Consider the following 19,736-nt stretch of genomic DNA (forward strand, 5'->3'; position numbering starts at 1 on the left):
CGATCACTGCGCATTTAAACGCCGACGTAAATTCTCCGGCGTTGTTTCGCCCTTGTAGGCCGGGTAAGGCGCAGCCGCCACCCGGCGCTGTGCCTGATGATGCTTACGCTTATCAGGCCTACGGTTTCTCCCCCATTTTTCTGTCTTATCTCTGCGCCCCGTCTCTCAACCCCTTAAAAAAGTTGAAAGAAGGAGGCGGGCCGGGCCGAACGTTGGCTACAGTGATCCTGATTATGTAAAGGGGATCGTTGATGTTGAATGCATGGCACCTGCCCGTCGCGCCGTTTGTCAAAGCGCACCAGCAGCAGTTAATCATTAACCTCTGGCTGCGCGGCACGGATTTACCGTCGCGCGTCACGCTGCGAATTGAGATCGATAACGAAGAGACGCCGGTTGCAATGCACCGCGCGCGCAACACGGCCAATAATGGCGTCAACCTCTGGCGCGCCGCCATTGATATCAGCAACGGCCAGCCGCGCCGCCGCTACAGTTTTAAGCTGCTGTGGGACGATCGCCAGATCTGGTTTACCCCGCAGGGGTTTAGCCGCTTCCCGCCCGCCAGGCTTGAGCAGTTTGCCATCGATGCGCCCGATGACGGCCCGGCGTGGGTCGCCGATCAGGTCTTCTACCAAATCTTCCCGGATCGCTTTGCCCGTAGCGAAGCGCGCACCGCGCAGCAGGATCAGCGTTACTGGCACCACGCCGCAGGGCGCGAAATTCGTTTTTGTGACTGGGATGAGCCGCTCACCGGCGAGGCGGGCGGGTCGACCTTCTACGGCGGCGATCTGGACGGCATCAGCGAAAAGCTGCCGTACCTGAAAAAGCTCGGCATCACCGCGCTCTACCTCAACCCGGTGTTTGTCGCGCCCAGCGTGCATAAATATGACACCGAAGATTATCGCCACGTCGACCCGCAGTTTGGCGGCGACGAGGCGCTACTGCGTCTGCGCCATAACACGCAGGAGAACGGCATACGGCTGATCCTCGACGGCGTCTTTAACCACACCGGCGACTCCCACGGCTGGTTCGACCGCCATAACCGCGCCACCGGCGGTGCCTGCCATAACCCCGATTCGCGCTGGCGCAGCTGGTACAACTTTGATGAGAACGGCTACGCCCATGACTGGCTGGGCTACGCCAGCCTGCCGAAACTCGACTACCGCTCTTCGTCGCTGATTGAGGAGATCTATCAGGGCGAGGAGAGCATTGTGCGTCACTGGCTGAAAGCGCCGTGGAATATGGACGGCTGGCGGCTCGACGTGGTGCATATGCTGGGCGAAAACGGCGGAGCGCGGAACAACCTGCATCATGTAAGCGGCATCACCCGGGCGGCGAAAGAGACCCAGCCGCAAGCCTATGTGGTGGGCGAACACTTTGGCGATGCGCGCCAGTGGTTACAGGCGGATGCGGAAGATGCGGCGATGAACTACCGCGGCTTTACCCTGCCGGTGTGGGCGTTTCTTGCCAATACCGATATCTCCCTTGATCCGCAGAGTATTGATGCGCAGACCTGCGCCGCGTGGATGGATAACTACCGCGCTGCGCTGTCGCATCAGCAGCAGCTGCGGATGTTTAACCAGCTCGACAGCCACGATACGCCGCGCTTTAAAACCATTCTCGGCAAGGATCTCGCCCGCCTGCCGCTGGCAGTGGTGTGGCTCTTCTGCTGGCCCGGCACGCCCTGCATCTACTACGGCGATGAAGTAGGGCTGGATGGTGCGAACGATCCCTTCTGCCGCAAGCCCTTCCCGTGGGATAAAGCGCAGCAGGATAGCCATCTGCTGGCGCTCTACCAGCGGATGACAAAGCTGCGCGCCCGCAGCCAGGCGCTGCGTCACGGCGGTTGTCTGGTGGTCTATGCCCGGCAGGATGTGCTGGTTTTTCTGCGCGTTTATCGCCAGCAGCGGGTGCTGATTGCCATTAACCGTGGCGAGGCGTGTGACGTAGTGCTGGAAGATTCACCGCTGCTGCAAGCGAAACAGTGGCGGCTTCTGGAAGGTACAGGTAACCTACAGGACGGCGTGCTGACGCTTTCAGCTATCAGCGCTTCTGTCTGGTCTGCCTCCTGAGCCTGCGTGCGGGGAGGCGGGCGTAACGTCTCCCCTTTAGCGAAGGCGAAAGTACATGGATGGTCTTCTGATATTCGGTGTCATCGTGCTGATTCTGGCGCTGGTCGTGGTGCCGATAATGGCGATTGTCGCCTGGCGCCGCAGCCTTGCCACGCAGGTCGAACTGCAACTGCTGCGCCAGCGCGTCAGCATACTCGAACAACGGGCAATTGCGCCTGCGGTAAGCGAGGAGCCGGCCGTTGAGCCGATAAACGAGCCGCTAAGCGCAGCGCCTGAGGTGCCACCGCCACTTCCTGAGCCGCAGCCGATTGCGGCAAGCGAAATCCCCCCTGCACAGCCGCAACCCGCAGCCAATGTCTGGGGGCGCAAAGTCGCGACGGCAGAGCCGACGCCTACGCCTGCACCTGTGGTGCGCGAACGTGAAGAGGCGAAAGCACCGGACGGCGAATCCTGGGGCGTGGTTACCGCGCTGGTACGCTGGTTTATGCAGGGCAACCCGCTGGCGAAACTTGGCGTGGTGCTGCTGTTTATCGGTCTCTCTTTCCTGCTGCGTTACAGCGTTGAATATGCGCTCTTCCCGCTGGAGCTGCGGCTTGTCGCCGTGGCGGTTGTCGCGCTGGTGCTGCTGGTTCTCGGCTGGCGATTGCGGCATAAACAGACGGTCTTTGCCCTTATATTGCAGGGCGGGGCGGTCGGCGCACTCTATCTCACGGTGTTTGGCGCGTTTCGCCTCTGGCAGATGCTGCCGATGACGCTCGCCTTTGCGTTGCTGATTGTGATCTGCGCCGCGAGCGTCGGGCTTGCGGTGCTGCAACGCGCGCTAAGCCTGGCGCTGCTGGCAAGCCTCGGCGGCTATCTTGCGCCGATTCTGCTCTCAACCGGCGGCGGGAGCCATATCGCGCTCTTCTCGTTCTATCTTCTGCTCTCCGTCGGTATTCTCGCCATCAGCGTATGGCAGCACTGGCGCGAGCTGAATATCCTTGGCATGTTCTTCACTTTTGGCGTGGCCGCCCTGTGGGGCATTGCCAGTTATCGCCCGGAAGATTACCTCAGCTGCCAGCTCTTCCTGATCGCTAATCTGCTGATTTTCGGCGTCTTCAGCGTCGGGCTCTCTCTGCGCGCCCAGCGCCGGGGCGAGCGCATTATCGACGGTGTGCTGCTGTTTGCACCGCCGCTGGCGGGTTTTGGCATGCAGTACGCCATGACCCAGCACTGGACCTACGGCCCGGCGTTCAGCGCCCTTGGGTTTGGTCTTTTCTACCTGACGCTGGCCGCCGTTGCCCTTAAACGCTTCCCGACAGCCGGTAAACCTCTGGTGCTCGCCGCGCTGGCGCTGGGCGGCGCATTCGCTACGCTCGCCATTCCGCTGGCCTTGTCCGCGCGCTGGACGGCGATGGCCTGGTCACTTGAGGGGCTGGGTGTGCTGTGGCTCGGAGTGCAGCAACAGCAGCGCCGCATGAGCTACAGCGGCACTGCATTGTTACTGCTGGCGCTCTTTAGTGCGCTGTGGGCCGCCGCTGACGGCATCAATGCGCTCTCGACGCTGATGATCTTTGCCGTACTCAGCGCAAGCTGGCTGATTGGCGCGTGGCTGTGGCGCACTCTTCGCCGCGAGGGGAGCTGGCTGCTGCTGGCGGGCGGTATCCTCTTCTGGATTGTCGCACTGGCGGGCGCGGCAGAGCTGATACTGCCGCAGTCGATGCAGGTAGGCTTTGGTCTGCTGCTACTGGTGGCGCTCTCTGTATGGCTATGGCGCGCAGGCAGCCTGCGTTTTGCCTGGCCGGAACTTGGGCTTGCCCAATGGTTGCTGTGGCCGGCGATGGCGCTGTTAATCGGCGAGTGTCTGGTTGCTCAAGGGCACTTGCTGGCCTCTGGCTGGCAAAACCTGGTCTGGTGCGTGGCGCTGCCTTCCGCGCTATTACTGCTGCGTAAAGCGGGCAGCACGCTGATACCGCGCCTGTCGCAAGGGCTGCACCTCTCCCTTTTCTGGCTGCTGTTGATCGCGGCTGGCAGCGAGTTGTGGTGGTTTGTAGACTCGCTGCCGTGGGGTAACGCGCCGTGGCGCTGGGGTCTGCCGATGGCGGCGGGCGGCGCGGTGATTATGCTTACGCTGGCGGCGGTGCGCCGTAATCTGTGGCCGTTCCGCGTCTGGCCTGCGCTTTATGGCGCGCAGGCGCTGGCACCGCTGGTGCCGCTGCTCATTATCGCCTTGCTGTTTGCCAACCTGAACGACGGCAAGGTGATGGGCATGCCGTACCTGCCGCTGCTCAATCCGCTGGAAGAGGGCGCGGCGTTCGCGCTGCTCGGCGTGTGGCTCTACACCCAATTTGCCTGGAAACACTATCCCCATTTCGCGCCCGATCTCCGGAGCGCCCGCCCGTGGGCGCTCGCTGCGCTCGCTGCGCTGGCTTTCTGGTGGCTGAATGGCATCCTGCTGCGCGCGCTCTCCTGTTATGGCGAGGTGACGTGGAGTGCGGAAAGCCTGTGGGCGTCTCGGCTTATCCAGACGACGTTTGCTCTCTTCTGGATGCTGATTGCGCTGGTGGTGATGATCCGCGCGACGCGTCGGCAGGCCCGCCAGCAGTGGCTGGTGGGTGGAGGGTTACTGGGCGTTGTGCTGTTGAAACTGATGCTGGTCGACAGCGCGGGCGGCGGCGGGCTGGCGCGCGCCATCGCCTTTATCGGCGTCGCGGTGCTGGTGCTGATTGTGGGCTATTTTTCACCCCTGCCGCCCAAAGCGGCGCGGGAAGAGAACGAGGGAGAAGGACAATGAAAAGGCTGTACGGATTACTGTTAAGTACGCTGCTTTGCGCCCCGGCGGGCGCCGCAGATCTCCCTGAGAAACCGCAAGATTATGCCCGCGGCGTGATGCTCGATTCGCCGCAGCCCTCTTCCTGGTATCGCGTTGATCTGCCGCAGGAGGTCTATGCCCACAGCGCGTGGCCAGATCTGCGCGATGTGCGGGTGTTTAACCAGGACGGTGAGCGGGTACCGTTCGCCCTTGAAACGCAAAGTACCAAAACCGCGACCCCTGAAGCGGTGCCGCTGCGCGTCTTTCCGCTGGATGCGTCGCCCGCAAGCGGCGCGGCACAGGAGGAGAATGTTGTGCGCCTCCAGGCGCCGTCCGGGGTCGAGATCCGTATTGAAGGCGACGCCTCCAAACCGGTCGGAAAGAGCTATTTGTTGGTGCTGCCTTCTACTCTGCCCAACACGTTTACTCTTGGCGAGATCAAACTCGGCTGGCAGGAAAACGACCAGAACTGGCGCAGCAAAGTCTCCGTTCTGGTGAGCCGCGATATGCGCAGCTGGGATACGTTGCAGGATGATGCGCCGGTAATGGCGCTGGCGAGCGGGAACGACAAGCTCAGGCTCGATCGTATACAACTCCCGGAAATGCAGTTACCCGATGGCAGCCATTATCTGCTGCTGGTGTTTGATACGCCAAACCTGCCGGTCACTATCTCCGAGGCGACAGCTATGCCTGGCCGCCAGCCTGCGCCGCTTGAAAAAATGGAGATGACAGGCAACGGGCGGCAGATTTCGCCGACCGAGGCGCAATATCAATGGCCGCAGCCACAGCCGTTCCGCTCTCTCTCGGTTGGTTTTAACGACGATGCTGTGTTGCCGGCAGAGATTGCCATTCGCCGTACATCCACCTCACCGTGGCAGCCGCTGACCAAAACCGTGCTCTGGCAACGTAACGGGCAGCGATCCGCACCGGTGGAACTGGCGGGCGAGACGGTACAGGCGGTGCGCATTACCACGCTGGACGCGCGACTGCCTGACACGCTCCCTGAGGTCTCCGGCAGCCGCGATCGGCTGGCGCTGGTGTTTAACGCCCAGGGGAAAGGGCCGTTTATGCTGGCGTGGGGAAATAAAGCGGCACAGCCTGCCGCCGTCACGCCGGATACGCTGATCCCGCCGGATCTGCGTAAGCAGCTCGATCCCGCGTCGATTCCTGATGCGTTTGTGGGAGAAAACGTCAAGCTGGGTGGCGAGGCGCGCATGACGGCGACTTCCGTCACCGAACAGCAGGGGATGTGGAAAACGTTGCTGGTGTGGGGGGCTTTAGTGCTCGGCGTCGCGGTGCTGGCGTGGATGGCGATCCGCATCTGGCGCGAAGCGCAGAGTCCTAAAGTTTAACGCCGATAAAGTGCCGGATGGCGGCTTACGCCTTATCCGGCCTACGGGAGGCGATCATCAACGCCGGATGGTACGGCGCAGGTTTTGTAGGCCGGATAAGCGTAGCGCCATCCGGCAATGCAATGCCAAACGTGACGGCGTTTACAACGTCCCCGCGCGCGCCTGCGCCATCATGCGTGGGTAAAACGTCCAGAACTGCGTCTCCAGCGCGTGATAATTGGCATCAAGATCCTGCCATGAGTCACGCAGCGCCTCCAGCCGCGGACGGCGGCTCGCCATGCCGTTGAGCACATTTTGAATAAACGCCATCTCGCCGTAGCGCTCCATCCAGCGCTCCGACCATAAGTAATTGTTCAGATTGATAAAACGCGGCGGCGAGTCGGGCAGAATAGTCGCTACCTGCGAATGGGCATAATGTATAAAATCCACCAGTTCGATATCGGGCGAAACCTTTGCCCAGTGGCGCGACAGGAAGTGATCCCACATCACATCAAGCGTAATCGGCGCGACCCGCCGGGTTTCGGGGCGAAACCACTCGCGGGCGACCTTCACCTCCGGCAGATTGTCGGTCAGCACATCAATACGGCGATGCATATGGATCCCCGCCACCACCTCCGGTGCGTAGAGGTTTTCCGGGTTGCCGCGAACAAAATCCGCCAGCAGGTTACCGGCAAGGGAGCTGTTCGCCAGGTGAGCAAGGTGCAGGTGTGCTAAAAAATTCATCTCTATTATTTATCCAAAAGCGGCTAACGGTTGCAGCGAAGGGGCGTGGGCACTAGACTACCCGCCTCTTATTTTATGTCTCGAGTCAGTGTCATGCGCGTTACCGATTTCTCCTTTGAGTTACCCGAATCCCTGATTGCCCACTATCCACAGCCTGAGCGCAGCAGCTGTCGCTTACTGTCGCTGGATGGCCCAACAGGCGCGCTGACGCACGGTACTTTCACCGATCTGCTCGATAAGCTCAACCCGGGCGACCTGCTGGTGTTCAACAACACCCGCGTGATTCCGGCACGTCTGTTCGGGCGTAAAGCCAGCGGCGGCAAGATTGAAGTGCTGGTTGAGCGCATGCTCGACGATAAACGTATTCTGGCACATATTCGCGCCTCGAAAGCGCCGAAGCCGGGTGCCGAGCTGCTGCTGGGCGACGCGGAAGATATTCAGGCTACCATGGTCGCCCGCCACGACGCGCTGTTTGAAGTGGAATTCCACGATGAGCGCCCGGTGCTCGATATCCTTAACGCCATCGGCCATATGCCGCTGCCACCCTATATCGATCGCCCGGATGAAGACGCCGACCGCGAACTCTATCAAACGGTCTATAGCCAGAAGCCTGGCGCCGTTGCCGCGCCGACAGCTGGCCTGCACTTTGATGAGCCGCTGCTCGAGCGCCTGCGCAATAAAGGCATTGAGATGGCGTTTGTCACGCTGCACGTTGGTGCCGGGACATTCCAGCCGGTGCGCGTTGATAGCATCGAAGATCACATCATGCACTCCGAATATGCCGAAGTGCCGCAAGAGGTGGTTGATACGGTGCTGGCGGCAAAAGCGCGCGGCAACCGCGTCGTGGCAGTTGGCACGACCTCCGTGCGCTCGCTGGAGAGCGCCGCGCAGGCGGCAAAAGCGGATCTGATCGAACCCTTCTTCGGCGACACGCAAATCTTTATCTATCCGGGCTATCAATACAAAGTGATTGATGCGCTGGTGACCAACTTCCACCTGCCGGAATCGACGCTGATCATGCTGGTCTCTGCTTTTGCCGGGTATCAACACACCATGAATGCGTACCGCGCCGCAGTTGCTGAAAAATATCGCTTTTTTAGTTACGGGGACGCGATGTTTATCACGTACAATCCGCAGGCGATTTTAGAGCGCCCTTAACAGGGCTATTTTACGTGCCCTTCTGGACCCGGGCAGTGCCCGCGTCCAGAGTGGCTGCGCCAATAACGCCTTGCGTGCGGATTGGTCAATTCGAGGTTGTGGAGTGAATCCGCAACAGAGAGTAATCATCAGACTGTCTATCTGGTGTTGGAGAAAAGATGAAATTCGAACTGGATACCACCGACGGACGCGCCCGCCGCGGCCGGCTGGTGTTTGAGCGCGGCGTGGTTGAAACGCCGGCGTTTATGCCTGTTGGCACCTACGGTACCGTGAAAGGGATGACCCCGGAAGAGGTTGAAGCCACCGGTGCGCAGATCATTCTGGGTAACACCTTCCACCTGTGGCTGCGCCCGGGGCAGGAGATCATGAAGCTGCACGGCGATCTCCACGACTTTATGCAGTGGAAAGGGCCAATCCTCACTGATTCCGGCGGCTTTCAGGTGTTTAGCCTCGGCGATATCCGCAAAATCACCGAAGCGGGCGTTCACTTCCGTAACCCGATCAACGGCGATCCGATCTTCCTCGATCCCGAAAAGTCGATGGAGATTCAGTACGATCTCGGCTCCGATATCGTGATGATCTTTGACGAGTGTACGCCGTACCCGGCGGACTGGGATTACGCAAAACGTTCAATGGAGATGTCTCTGCGCTGGGCAAAACGTAGCCGCGACCGCTTTGACGGGCTGGGCAACAAAAACGCGCTGTTCGGCATTATTCAGGGCAGTGTTTACGAAGATTTACGCGATATCTCCGTCAAAGGTCTGGTAGAGATAGGCTTTGATGGCTACGCTGTCGGCGGTCTTGCTGTGGGCGAACCGAAAGAGGATATGCACCGCATTCTGGAGCATGTCTGTCCGCAGATCCCCGCAGATAAACCGCGTTACCTGATGGGCGTAGGTAAACCGGAAGATCTGGTCGAAGGCGTGCGTCGCGGCATCGACATGTTCGACTGCGTCATGCCGACGCGTAACGCGCGTAACGGCCACCTGTTCGTGACCAACGGCGTGGTGAAAATCCGTAACGCAAAATATAAGAGCGACACCAGCCCGCTCGATGCCGAGTGTGATTGCTACACCTGTCGCAATTATTCGCTCGCCTACTTGCATCATCTCGATCGTTGCAACGAAATACTGGGCGCGCGTCTCAATACCATTCATAACCTGCGCTACTACCAGCGCTTAATGGCTGGTTTACGCAAGGCTATTGAAGAGGGTAAATTAGAGAGCTTCGTAGCAGATTTTTACCAGCGTCAGGGTCGACCGGTTCCACCTTTGAACGTTGATTAATTTAATAATGAGGGAATTTGAATGAGCTTTTTTATTTCTGACGCGGTAGCGGCAGCTGGCGCGCCGTCACAGGGCAGCCCGATGTCTCTGATCCTGATGCTGGTTGTATTTGGTCTGATTTTCTACTTCATGATCCTGCGCCCGCAGCAAAAACGTACCAAAGAGCATAAAAAGCTGATGGACTCCATCGCGAAAGGCGATGAAGTGCTGACCAACGGTGGCCTGGTTGGGCGCGTAACCAAAGTAGCGGAAACCGGCTACATTGCTATCGCACTGAACGACACCACTGAAGTGGTAATCAAACGTGACTTCGTAGCTGCCGTTCTGCCGAAAGGCACCATGAAGGCGCTGTAATTTTCGTTTTTCCCAAAGGGAACTGCCGTGTTAAACCGTTATCCTTTGTGGAAGTACATCATGCTGGTCGTCGTCCTTATCGTCGGCCTGCTTTACGCACTTCCCAACCTCTATGGTGAGGATCCGGCTGTTCAGATCTCTGGCGCGCGCGGTGTCGCCGCCAGCGAACAAACTCTGATCCAGGTCCGGAACGAACTAACAAAAGAAAAGATCAGCTGGAAATCTGTGGCGATGGAAGAGGGCACGGTACTTGCTCGCTTTGAATCGACCGACACCCAGCTGCGCGCCCGCGAAGTCCTGCTTAGCGCATTAGGCGACAAGTATGTTGTCGCGCTCAACCTCGCACCGGCAACGCCTCGCTGGCTCTCCCTCCTGAAAGCGGAACCGATGAAACTCGGCCTCGACTTGCGTGGCGGGGTTCACTTCCTGATGGAAGTGGATATGCAAACGGCACTGGGCAAATTGCAGGAACAGAATATCGACAGCCTGCGCAGCGATCTGCGGGAAAAAGGCATTCCTTACTCCACCGTGCGTAAGGAAGATAACTATGGTCTTAGCATTCAGTTCCGCGACAGCGCGGCGCGCGACCAGGCGAATACCTACCTGACCGGCCGTCATCGCGATCTCGTCTTCTCTAATCAGGGCGATAACGTGCTGCGCGTGGTGATGAGCGATGCGCGCCTGAGCGAAGCCCGTGAATATGCTGTTCAGCAGAACATCAATATCCTGCGTAACCGTGTAAACCAGCTTGGTGTTGCCGAGCCGCTGGTGCAGCGCCAGGGCGCTGACCGCATCGTGGTTGAACTGCCGGGTATTCAGGATACGGCGCGCGCGAAAGAGATCCTTGGCGCGACCGCTACGCTTGAGTTCCGTCTGGTTAACACCAATGTCGATGCTTCCGCTGCGGCAAATGGCCGTATTCCGGGTGATTCCGAAGTGAAAGAGACACGTGATGGGCGGCCAGTTGTGCTGTACAAACGCGTGATCCTCACCGGCGACCACATTACCGACTCAACCTCAAGTATGGATGAGTACAACGTGCCGCAGGTGAATATTTCACTGGACAGCGCGGGCGGTAACATCATGTCTAACTTCACCAAGGACAACATCAATAAACCGATGGCGACCCTGTTTGTGGAGTACAAAGACAGCGGTAAAAAAGATGCTAACGGTCGTTCGGTGCTGGTGAAGCAGGAAGAGGTGATCAACATCGCCAATATCCAGTCTCGCCTTGGCAACAGCTTCCGTATTACCGGTATCGAAAACGCCAACGAAGCGCGTCAGCTGTCACTGCTGCTGCGCGCGGGTGCGTTGATTGCGCCGATTCAGATCGTGGAAGAGCGTACCATCGGTCCAACCCTTGGGGCGCAGAACATCACTCAGGGTCTGGAAGCGTGTCTGGCTGGTCTGGCGGTGTCGATCATCTTCATGCTCTTCTTCTATAAGAAGTTTGGCCTGATCGCGACCTCAGCGCTGCTGGCGAACCTGGTGCTGATTGTCGGCATTATGTCCCTGTTGCCGGGTGCAACACTGACCATGCCGGGGATTGCGGGGATCGTGCTAACCCTTGCGGTAGCGGTGGATGCTAACGTACTGATAAACGAACGTATCAAAGAAGAGCTGAGCAACGGGCGATCCGTACAGCAGGCGATTCACGAAGGTTATCAGGGCGCGTTCTCGTCCATTTTCGATGCCAACATCACCACGTTGATCAAAGTGCTTATCCTTTACGCGGTCGGTACTGGCTCAATCAAAGGCTTTGCAATCACCACCGGTATCGGTGTGGCGACGTCCATGTTCACCGCTATTGTCGGTACCCGTGCCATCGTCAACCTGTTGTACGGCGGCAAACGCATTAACAAGCTGTCTATCTGAGGAGTGCGTTGTGGCACAGGATTATACTGTTGAACAATTGAACCATGGCCGTAAAGTCTGGGACTTTATGCGCTGGGACAACTGGGCTTTTATCATTTCCGGCGCGCTGCTGATCCTCTCCATCGTTGTGATGGGTGTTCGCGGCTTTAACTGGGGCCTGGATTTTACCGGCGGTACGGTCATTGAGATCTCGCTGGAGAAACCGGCGGATATGGACTTAATGCGCGAAGCGCTGGAGAAAGCGGGCTTCCAGGATCCGCTGTTGCAAAACTTCGGTAGCAGCCGCGACATCATGGTACGCATGCCGCCTGCGCAGAGCGATAACGGCGGGCAGCTGCTGGGCAGCAAAGTGGTTAGCGTGATTAACGAAGCGACCAGCCAGAATGCCGCCGTGAAGCGTATTGAGTTCGTCGGCCCGAGCGTAGGCGCGGATCTGGCACAAACCGGCGGCATGGCGCTGCTGGTGGCGCTGATCAGCATCCTCGTTTATGTCGGTTTCCGTTTTGAATGGCGTCTGGCGGCGGGCGTGGTTATCGCGCTGGCGCACGACGTCATCATTACCATGGGCGTGCTGTCGCTGTTCCAGATCGAGGTGGATCTGACCATCGTGGCATCGCTGATGTCGGTGATCGGCTACTCGCTCAACGACAGTATCGTGGTATCGGACCGTATCCGTGAGAACTTCCGTAAGATCCGTCGCGGTACGCCGTATGAGATCTTCAACATCTCGCTGACGCAGACGCTGCATCGTACCTTGATCACCTCCGGCACAACGCTGGTAGTGATCCTGATGCTCTATCTCTTCGGTGGCGCGATGCTGAAAGGCTTCTCGCTGACGATGCTGATCGGTGTCTCTATCGGTACGGCCTCTTCCATCTATGTTGCTTCAGCGCTGGCGCTGAAACTTGGGATGAAGCGCGAGCATCTCCTGCAGCAGAAAGTGGAAAAAGAGGGCGCGGATCAGCCCTCGATTCTGCCGTAACAAACGAGCAATAATAAAAAACCGCAGCGTAACGTTGCGGTTTTTTTTTGCCTGAAATATACATAGCGTTTATTGGTTAATTATTTTTATTCGTTATATATATTATTTCTGCAAATTTATTCACTTCTCTTGCGTTATTACTAATAAATATTCACCCTCCACCGGAAGGTTTTTGCTAGAGTAGCCGCCACTCTCGTAACGACGATGCCACCTCAACATCCGTAAGCATGGTAATGGAAAAAAAGATCCTGATAGCAGACGATCACCCCATCTATTTAATGGGGCTGCGCGCATTACTCACACCGCTTGCCGGGCAATATCACATTGTTGACGAAGCGCTCACCACTGATGACGTAATAAGCAAACTCGAACGTGATGATATCGATATTCTGATTACCGATTTCAGTATGCCAGGGGATAAATATAACGATGGCCTTGCGCTTATTCAGCTAATTAAGCGGCGCTGGCCCGCACTGGTGATTATTGTGGTGACAATGATCAACAACCCTGGAATTGAGCGCGCGTTACGCCAGCTCGGCGTACATGCCGTGCTCAGTAAAGCGGGGCTCTCAACGGAGTTAGTGCATTTTATAAAAGGGCTCACCGGCGCGTTTGCCCCCAGCAAACCCTCCGCCGACGCACCGGCCTTGAGCGGCATCAGCCTGACGCCAAAAGAGAGTGAAGTGCTGCGTCTGCTGCTGCGCGGCTTAACGGTGAGCGATATCAGCACCCGCCTTAACCGCACCAAACAGACCGTCAGCGCACAAAAAAAGAGCGCAATGCGCAAGCTCGGCGTCACCTCCGAATATGAGCTCTATCAACAGCTGCAACAGCTTGGGCTGGCCAGCTGATTAGACATAAAGATGAAGAAGCCAGCAAACCTGCTCGTCACCTTTAGCGCATCGCAACAGCAGCGTTTAACGCAGCAGTGTAAGCAAGATGTTCTTAATAAGATCGACGTCATTGAGGGTGAATTTGCCATTTGCGCGCTGCGCTCCCGGCACTGGAACGCCTTACTGATTGATTTAACCCATCAACCCACTCCGGGCCTGATGCTTATCGACAGGGTGCTGGCGGCCGGGCTGATCGGCACCTTCGCGCCACCAGCGCTGCTGCTGGCCTGTAGCGCAACCCTGGAAACCTTAAATCCCTCTCTGCTGCGTCTTAACGGTTTTGACAGGCTGCTTCCTTTACCGATAACCGACACCTTGCCCGGTAGCGCGCCACCGATGCTGAACCTCAGTGAGCTAAACGCGCTTGCCGGCGGGCAGCAGGCGGTAGTTAACGCGATGATCCCGGTGCTAATTCAGACACTTAATGACGATATCCAGCACCTCGCCAGCCTGCCTGCGCAGGCGCCGTTCACGGCAATCGCTGACATCGCCCACCGAATGAAATCCTCCTGGCATCTGCTGGGCATGAGCCACGCCAGACGCAGCTGCATCATTATGGAACGCCTGCCCGCGCTGCTGGATAACGGGGTCATAAGCACGCAGGAGAGCGAAAAGATGCGCATCAATTTTATTTCAGTGCTGTTTGCGTCGCTTCGTCAATGTAGGAGGCTGTTACCCGCGCACTGTTAACGCGATGCTGACGGTTTAATAGCTCTCCCTGTTCTTAATGGTGAACCTATTTAAGCGGAGCAGATGATGCGCAGCGATCCATGTTCTCGCCTCTTATGGCTTACTTGTGTGCCGGGGCTGTTGTTCTTCTCTCTGCCTGCACGTGCCGCTCTCCCTGCGCGCTGGCATGATGCGGGTTTGCTGAGCGCCATATGTATGGGCGTGCTTCTCCTGCTGCTGTTTTACGGGCTCGCACAGCGCAGAAAGCGCAGGCACAACCTGCCGCGCGATGAGAAGGCAGCCGCAAATCTTATGCAAAACCACTTTCTCGCCATGGTAAGCCATGAAATCCGTACGCCGCTCAATGCGATCCTGGGCATTCTGGAGTTACAAATTAAACAGAATGCGCAGAGTCAACGTGCCCAGCCGATGCTGGAGGTGGCGCACGACGCGGCTAAAGATCTGCTGGCGTTAGTCGGTGATGTGCTGGATATGTCGCGCATCGAGTCGGGTCATATGCCCCTTGAACCCTCTGCGCAGGAGCTGGTTAGCCTGACCCGATCCGTGGTGCTGCTCTTTGAAGAGGCAAGCGAGCAGAAGCAGCTTGCTCTCCGGTTTTCGGTTGTGGGCGGCGCGCGCTGTCCGGTGCTGATTGACCCCTGGCGCTACAAGCAGATCCTCTCCAACCTGGTGAGTAACGCCATTAAATTCACCCGTGAAGGGGAGATCCGCATTACGCTCTCCCACCAGATAACGGATGCACAGCGGGTTGCGGTTTCGCTGAGCGTCACCGATACCGGGCCGGGCATTGCGCCAGAGCACCAGGCGCGGCTTTTTACCCCTTTTGTACAGTTCGGCCCCCATGAGGATGGTGCTCGAAACGGTTCGGGTCTTGGCCTCGCCATCTGCCGGGCGTTGTGCGAGTTAATGGCGGGGAAACTGACCCTGAACAGCACGCCAGGCAAAGGCACCTGCGTCACCCTGCAACTCACGTTACCGCCGTCACATGGCCCTTGTCCCGCGCAGCGAAGCCTGCCCGCGATACCGGTTTCGACCGTCAAAGGCAGGCGGGTGATGATTGTTGATGACTACCGACCAAACCTGCTGCTGCTGCGCCACCAGCTTGAGCTGCTCGGCCACCAGGTGATCGAAGCGCAAAGCGGAGAAGAGGCGCTGGCAACATGGCATGCCCATAAACCGTTTGATTACATTCTGATGGATTGCAATATGCCGCTGATGGATGGCTTTACGCTTGCGAAAACCATTCGTCTGCAGGAGCAGCAGCAGGCTATTTCCCGTGCGACGCTGTTGGGTTTTACCGCTATTGCCCAGCAAGAGATTATTGAGCAGTGCCAGCAAGCGGGGATGGATGGCTGTTTATTTAAACCCTGCAGCCAGCAGGAGATTGCACAATGGATAATATAAACGCGGCGCTAATTGGCGAGTGAAAAACAGCATCAATTGTTGCCAGGAATTTTCCTTGTTAATACCTCTCGCTTCTCAATCCGGAAAAGAGGGCGCTAATAGGATTATTAATGGCCGGGATTAATATGGAGGACAGAATAATTACTTACCCTGTAACAGGAGGTTACATTGAAAAAGCTCTCTTTAGCTGCCCTGATTGGCTCAGTATTACTGACGCAATCTGCGTTAGCGGCTGAAAATAACCGCATCATGAGTTACCTGACATCCTGGGGTCTTCCACAGGACGCCGCGACCCAGTTAGAGAAGTCCAATGTTGATACTTTCTTCCTCTCCTTTGGCGGCTGGAATCAGAATGGTGAGATCTCCTCTTCTGACAACATCATTAAGCCTGCTGAGTATGACCCGTATTGGCTCTCTCCTTCCTATACCTCCTGGACACAGACCAAGCTGGCTGCGCCCTCTAAACGTATGCTGGTTGCTTTCGGGGGGGAGACCTATGAAAGAATGTGGGGCTATATTGCCGATGCCGCGAGCCGCGAAAAGATTGCGCAGGGGCTGGTTAAACTGTTGAAAACCGACTTCCCGGTTTACAAAAAGGATATGAAGCCGGAAGAGATGGTCGGCGGCTGCTTAAGCGCCAACTGGGATAAAACCTGCAATATGGCGAGTTTTCAGAAAGCAGGCACGGTTCAACTGGACGGCATCGATTTCGACTATGAAAAAGTGGCCCGCCTGACGCCGCAGGAGAACCAAAACCTGCTGATCCTCGCGAAACGCGTTAAGTCGCTGCTCGGGCCGAACAGCGGTAAAGTGCTGAGCCTGACGACCTATCACGTCGGGGCCGATCCTGAATCCTGCGCCAGCCCATCGGTGATGGAAAACTGCTCATTTATTGAGGATGCCCGTTCGGCGCATCACGGCGAAGTGCTGGGGCTGCTCACCGCCGGGCGCGATGTGTTCGACTTCTTTAATGTCATGACCTATGACGCCGGTCCGCGTTTCCGCTATGACGTCGCGATGGCCAACTACGCGCGTGCGGTGGGCGACAAGAAGAAGATTATTCTCGGCAATACCATCAACTCCCAGTGGGGGCCGGAAGGCCGCTATGTTGAATCCAAAGAGAATAACCTGACGCGTGCGGCCTGGCAGGCAGAGCAGGGTTACGGCGGTGTCTTCGTCTGGGCGCTTGGCTCCAATAATGTTCAGCTCAGTTTCCCGGACCAGGTGAGCTACCTCAATGAGATGAAACAGGCGGCGGGCGGCGATGTACCGCAAGTGGAGAATCATATCCCCGTGGCGAACGCCGTTTATCCGCAAACGGTGACCGGCGCCGCAACTGTGGTGCTTGATGGTTCGGCATCAACGGATCCAGAGGGTGCAGCACTTAGCTGGAGCTGGACGCAGGTTTCTGGCCCGCATGTGACACTGACTAATGCTAACCAGCAGAAAGCGAGTTTTACGCTCAATGCGCCGGATCAGGAGAGCACGCTGGTCTTCAATCTGACGGTAAACGATGGCGTGCATGACTCCCTGCCGTTGACGTTGACCATTAAGCATGTGCCGGAGGAGGGCAGCGTCACTATCCCGGATAATCCCGTGGCTGCTGATGAGTGGAAGTACGATAAGATTTATGTCGGCGGTGATAAAGTCTCGTGGAAAGGGCTGCAGTATAAAGCACGCTGGTGGACCCGTGCTAATGAGCCAGGCACGAATGAAGTGTGGCAGGTAATTGAGTAAGTTCTAGTTGAGTTAATCTTTTTGATGTTTTGGCCGCAATATTTTCATTGCGGCCTTTTTTTATTTGTCCCGGCTGGGAATTTTCCTCGCTTTATTACGCTGCCTCTGAAGGGATAAAAGAAGGTTGATATTACTGCGAGGGCGATAAGCGATTAATTTAACTGCGTGGATCTATTTCCCTACTAAACGGAGCACGTATGACTTATTCAAAAATAGGCCTGGCGGTTATTACATTATGTATGGCAGGCGGTGCGCTGGCGCATGGTTATGTCTCTCTCCCGGCATCACGCGCATATATGTGCAATGCCAATATGGGCTACCAAAATAAAGATTGCGGCAGCGGTCCGCTGTATGAGATGCAGAGCGTTGAAGGGCCTGATGGTTTTCCTGCGGCCAGTAGAGGGCCTGCGGATGGTCATCTCGCCAGCGCGGGATTAGCCTCCATGGGGCGGCTGGATGAGCAGAGTGAAACGCGTTGGGCGAAACATCCTATTAGCGCGGGCAAACATGCTTTCACCTGGACCTATACCGCGCCGCACAAAACCAAATCGTGGGATTACTACCTGACGAAGAGCGACTGGAACCCTGCCCAGCCGCTGACGCGCGCCTCTTTTGAGAGCAAGCCATTTTGTCATATCGAAGGGAATAACATTCGGCCCAGCGCCGGTCCGGATATGCCTCATGAGTGCACGATCCCCGAACGGGAGGGTTACCATGTGATCCTCGCGGCGTGGGATGTCGCTGATACAGGCGCTACCTTTTACAACGTGATTGATGTCGATTTCGGCGGCCATAACGCGCCCGCACCAGCCCCGGACGAGGATCCCCAGAGCGATCTCCCGGCGCAGTGGCACAGCGACACCGTCTATGTTGGCGGCGACAGAGTGAAGTGGAACGGCAAAGAGTATCAGGCGCGCTGGTGGACGCGTGGCAACCAGCCGGGTGTGCATGAAGTCTGGAGCGAAGTGAAATAGGGTGCGGTAGAAAAAACAAGGTCATACAGCAAAGTGGATGGCCTTGTTTTATTACGCTGGCGCAGTGGCGGTGTTAAGTGAAATGGCTGGCCTTGTAGTTACATCGCGATATCAAACATCCGCGTCTGGAACAGCAGGCAGTAGAGCTGACAGTCGGTTCGCACATTCAGTTTCGCCATTGCCCGCAGTTTATGTGCGCTCACTGTTTTAATGCTGATATTCATACGTCTGGAGATGGTGGTTAATGAGAGACCACGGCAGAGCAGGCGTAATACTTCACTTTCGCGCGTGGAGAGCTCCTGCGGCGTGATGGCATCGCGGCGGAAAAGAGAGTCCATTAAGCCGCGCTCAATATAGACTTCATCCATTAAGACAGTGGCCATGGCGCGCCATAATGTGCGCTCACTGGTATTACGGCTGATATACCCTTTGGCGCCGGCTTCGAGGGCAATTCTAATAAGATTGGTGTTGTTATACGGAGATAAGAAGATGATTTTTGTTTTGGGGTAGCGGCCTGAAATCCATTTAACCAGCGCGATGCCATCTAATTCTGATAAGGGGCTTCCGGTTTTAATTGTGGTCAGCCCGTAGCCGAGGAAAAGAAGGTCAACTTGTTTATTTGCGAGAATATTCAGTAGTTCTGTTTGTTCATGTGTGTCGCCGACAACCTCTATATCTAACCTCTCTGTGTTGATATTACTGGCTTTCAGAGAGTTAATCATTGAGGTCATCCCCCGGCGTATTATCGTATGCTCATCGGCAATCAATATATTAATTGGCATTAATTATCCTCCCAACGTCCTGTAGGAATGAAGAGTACAAAAGCACCATACGGCGTTCCTGACGTTATTTCTATCTGACCAGTAAGAAAAATCAGCGGCCTTTTACGGAAAAGAGATTTCCGCGCGCGGGTAGAGCATTCTTTAATGCCGCGGGAGCAATCAGCTTTCGTCTCTGTTGCATCGGGGGAGAATAGCCACGGTAAACGGCAATTCTTTGAGTGAGCAAGTGAATCATGAATTATCAACAACGCCTTAGGATTAATCAGCAGCAGGGTTTTACACTGCTTGAGCTGCTGGTGGTATTAATGATCATTGCGCTGCTGGCCGGCTTTGTTGGCCCGAAATTATTTTCCAATGTTGATCAGGCAAAAGAAAAAACCGCGTTACGACAGATGCATGCCTTTGCCGATGCATTAACGCAATATCGGCTGGATACCGGCAGTTATCCTTCAGAGTCAGAAGGGTTAAATGTGCTGGTTGAGAAGCCCGATAACGTCAATAACTGGAACGGCCCCTATCTTGCGCAAAAAATTCCTCATGATCCGTGGGGCAAAGAGTATCAGTGGCACAACCCGAGTCGACAATCGCAAAGCGTCTACGAAGTGGATATTTCTACCACTGATAATAATGGCAAGGCCATTGTCTACGGCTTCTGATAATGATTCG

The 19,736-nt window shown here is 56.6% G+C and carries 16 protein-coding genes; 14 read left to right on the top strand and 2 right to left on the bottom strand.

Translation table 11 applies throughout. The features are described from left to right. The first annotated feature begins 251 nt into the window (after positions 1-251). From malZ to ABIC80_RS20670, 3 genes are read left to right on the top strand one after another with little or no spacing between them, the layout of a single operon-like run. Positions 252-2,069 carry a maltodextrin glucosidase gene (gene malZ, locus ABIC80_RS20660; RefSeq protein ID WP_429178440.1) on the top strand — a complete coding sequence of 606 codons (1,818 nt, stop codon included), beginning with the start codon at positions 252-254 and terminating at the stop codon, positions 2,067-2,069. A 55-nt stretch (positions 2,070-2,124) separates the two neighbouring features. Further along, entirely contained in the window at positions 2,125-4,842 is a 2,718-nt protein-coding gene (locus ABIC80_RS20665; protein ID WP_429178441.1) for a DUF2339 domain-containing protein, read from the top strand. Next, on the top strand, positions 4,839-6,212 hold the full coding sequence (locus ABIC80_RS20670; protein WP_429178442.1) for a DUF3999 domain-containing protein: 1,374 nt from the start codon (positions 4,839-4,841) through the stop codon (positions 6,210-6,212). Before ABIC80_RS20665 ends, ABIC80_RS20670 begins: the two co-directional genes overlap by 4 nt. Positions 6,213-6,353: 141 nt before the next feature. On the opposite strand, the gene acpH is transcribed toward ABIC80_RS20670, so the two are convergent. Next, positions 6,354-6,935 carry an ACP phosphodiesterase gene (gene acpH, locus ABIC80_RS20675; RefSeq protein ID WP_042712176.1) on the bottom strand — a complete coding sequence of 194 codons (582 nt, stop codon included), beginning with the start codon at positions 6,933-6,935 and terminating at the stop codon, positions 6,354-6,356. Positions 6,936-7,028: 93 nt separating this feature from the next. Between acpH and queA the strand changes: the two genes are divergently transcribed. The 10 genes from queA to ABIC80_RS20725 all read left to right on the top strand — a co-directional run bounded on the left by queA (position 7,029) and on the right by ABIC80_RS20725 (position 18,288). Beyond that, a complete protein-coding gene (queA, locus tag ABIC80_RS20680; protein ID WP_429178443.1) occupies positions 7,029-8,093 on the top strand; it encodes a tRNA preQ1(34) S-adenosylmethionine ribosyltransferase-isomerase QueA in 1,065 nt (354 codons plus the stop codon). Between the two features lie 158 nt (positions 8,094-8,251). After that, positions 8,252-9,379: a tRNA guanosine(34) transglycosylase Tgt gene (tgt, locus tag ABIC80_RS20685; protein ID WP_023481912.1), complete on the top strand. Its 1,128-nt coding sequence runs from the start codon at positions 8,252-8,254 to the stop codon at positions 9,377-9,379. A 21-nt stretch (positions 9,380-9,400) separates the two neighbouring features. After that, on the top strand, positions 9,401-9,733 hold the full coding sequence (yajC, locus tag ABIC80_RS20690) for a preprotein translocase subunit YajC (protein WP_023481946.1): 333 nt from the start codon (positions 9,401-9,403) through the stop codon (positions 9,731-9,733). 27 nt (positions 9,734-9,760) lie between these two features. After that, positions 9,761-11,608, top strand: coding sequence for a protein translocase subunit SecD (gene secD / locus ABIC80_RS20695; RefSeq protein ID WP_076769460.1), 1,848 nt, complete (start codon positions 9,761-9,763; stop codon positions 11,606-11,608). A gap of 10 nt (positions 11,609-11,618) precedes the next feature. After that, positions 11,619-12,590, top strand: coding sequence for a protein translocase subunit SecF (gene secF, locus ABIC80_RS20700; RefSeq protein WP_094419490.1), 972 nt, complete (start codon positions 11,619-11,621; stop codon positions 12,588-12,590). 233 nt (positions 12,591-12,823) lie between these two features. Further along, on the top strand, positions 12,824-13,441 hold the full coding sequence (locus ABIC80_RS20705) for a response regulator (RefSeq protein WP_263753130.1): 618 nt from the start codon (positions 12,824-12,826) through the stop codon (positions 13,439-13,441). A gap of 12 nt (positions 13,442-13,453) precedes the next feature. Continuing rightward, complete coding sequence (locus ABIC80_RS20710) at positions 13,454-14,173, top strand: Hpt domain-containing protein (RefSeq protein WP_429178444.1); 720 nt, start codon at positions 13,454-13,456, stop codon at positions 14,171-14,173. A 195-nt stretch (positions 14,174-14,368) separates the two neighbouring features. Further along, entirely contained in the window at positions 14,369-15,577 is a 1,209-nt protein-coding gene (locus tag ABIC80_RS20715) for an ATP-binding protein (RefSeq protein ID WP_429178445.1), read from the top strand. A 168-nt stretch (positions 15,578-15,745) separates the two neighbouring features. Beyond that, the gene (locus ABIC80_RS20720) at positions 15,746-17,314 is read left to right on the top strand and encodes a PKD domain-containing protein (RefSeq protein WP_429178446.1); all 1,569 of its coding nucleotides are present in this window, start codon (positions 15,746-15,748) and stop codon (positions 17,312-17,314) included. Positions 17,315-17,511: 197 nt separating this feature from the next. Next, on the top strand, positions 17,512-18,288 hold the full coding sequence (locus ABIC80_RS20725; RefSeq protein WP_429178447.1) for a lytic polysaccharide monooxygenase: 777 nt from the start codon (positions 17,512-17,514) through the stop codon (positions 18,286-18,288). 98 nt (positions 18,289-18,386) lie between these two features. Here ABIC80_RS20725 and ABIC80_RS20730 read toward each other — a convergent pair whose 3' ends face one another. After that, positions 18,387-19,070, bottom strand: coding sequence for a response regulator transcription factor (locus tag ABIC80_RS20730; protein ID WP_034814117.1), 684 nt, complete (start codon positions 19,068-19,070; stop codon positions 18,387-18,389). A gap of 233 nt (positions 19,071-19,303) precedes the next feature. Here ABIC80_RS20730 and gspG point away from each other — a divergent pair, with 233 nt between their 5' ends. Next, a complete protein-coding gene (gspG, locus tag ABIC80_RS20735; protein WP_042712149.1) occupies positions 19,304-19,726 on the top strand; it encodes a type II secretion system major pseudopilin GspG in 423 nt (140 codons plus the stop codon). Positions 19,727-19,736 lie beyond the last annotated feature (10 nt).

This window comes from Kosakonia sp. 1610 (assembly GCF_050435845.1).
GTDB lineage: Bacteria > Pseudomonadota > Gammaproteobacteria > Enterobacterales > Enterobacteriaceae > Kosakonia > Kosakonia cowanii.

Bases quoted from the DNA above. Each gene is read 5' to 3' on its own strand.
- malZ (WP_429178440.1), top strand. From the start codon at position 252: ATGTTGAATGCATGGCACCTGCCCGTCGCGCCGTTTGTCAAAGCGCAC.
- ABIC80_RS20665 (WP_429178441.1), top strand. From the start codon at position 2,125: ATGGATGGTCTTCTGATATTCGGTGTCATCGTGCTGATTCTGGCGCTG.
- ABIC80_RS20670 (WP_429178442.1), top strand. From the start codon at position 4,839: ATGAAAAGGCTGTACGGATTACTGTTAAGTACGCTGCTTTGCGCCCCG.
- acpH (WP_042712176.1), bottom strand. From the start codon at position 6,935: ATGAATTTTTTAGCACACCTGCACCTTGCTCACCTGGCGAACAGCTCC.
- queA (WP_429178443.1), top strand. From the start codon at position 7,029: ATGCGCGTTACCGATTTCTCCTTTGAGTTACCCGAATCCCTGATTGCC.
- tgt (WP_023481912.1), top strand. From the start codon at position 8,252: ATGAAATTCGAACTGGATACCACCGACGGACGCGCCCGCCGCGGCCGG.
- yajC (WP_023481946.1), top strand. From the start codon at position 9,401: ATGAGCTTTTTTATTTCTGACGCGGTAGCGGCAGCTGGCGCGCCGTCA.
- ABIC80_RS20705 (WP_263753130.1), top strand. From the start codon at position 12,824: ATGGAAAAAAAGATCCTGATAGCAGACGATCACCCCATCTATTTAATG.
- ABIC80_RS20710 (WP_429178444.1), top strand. From the start codon at position 13,454: ATGAAGAAGCCAGCAAACCTGCTCGTCACCTTTAGCGCATCGCAACAG.
- ABIC80_RS20715 (WP_429178445.1), top strand. From the start codon at position 14,369: ATGGGCGTGCTTCTCCTGCTGCTGTTTTACGGGCTCGCACAGCGCAGA.
- ABIC80_RS20725 (WP_429178447.1), top strand. From the start codon at position 17,512: ATGACTTATTCAAAAATAGGCCTGGCGGTTATTACATTATGTATGGCA.
- ABIC80_RS20730 (WP_034814117.1), bottom strand. From the start codon at position 19,070: ATGCCAATTAATATATTGATTGCCGATGAGCATACGATAATACGCCGG.
- gspG (WP_042712149.1), top strand. From the start codon at position 19,304: ATGAATTATCAACAACGCCTTAGGATTAATCAGCAGCAGGGTTTTACA.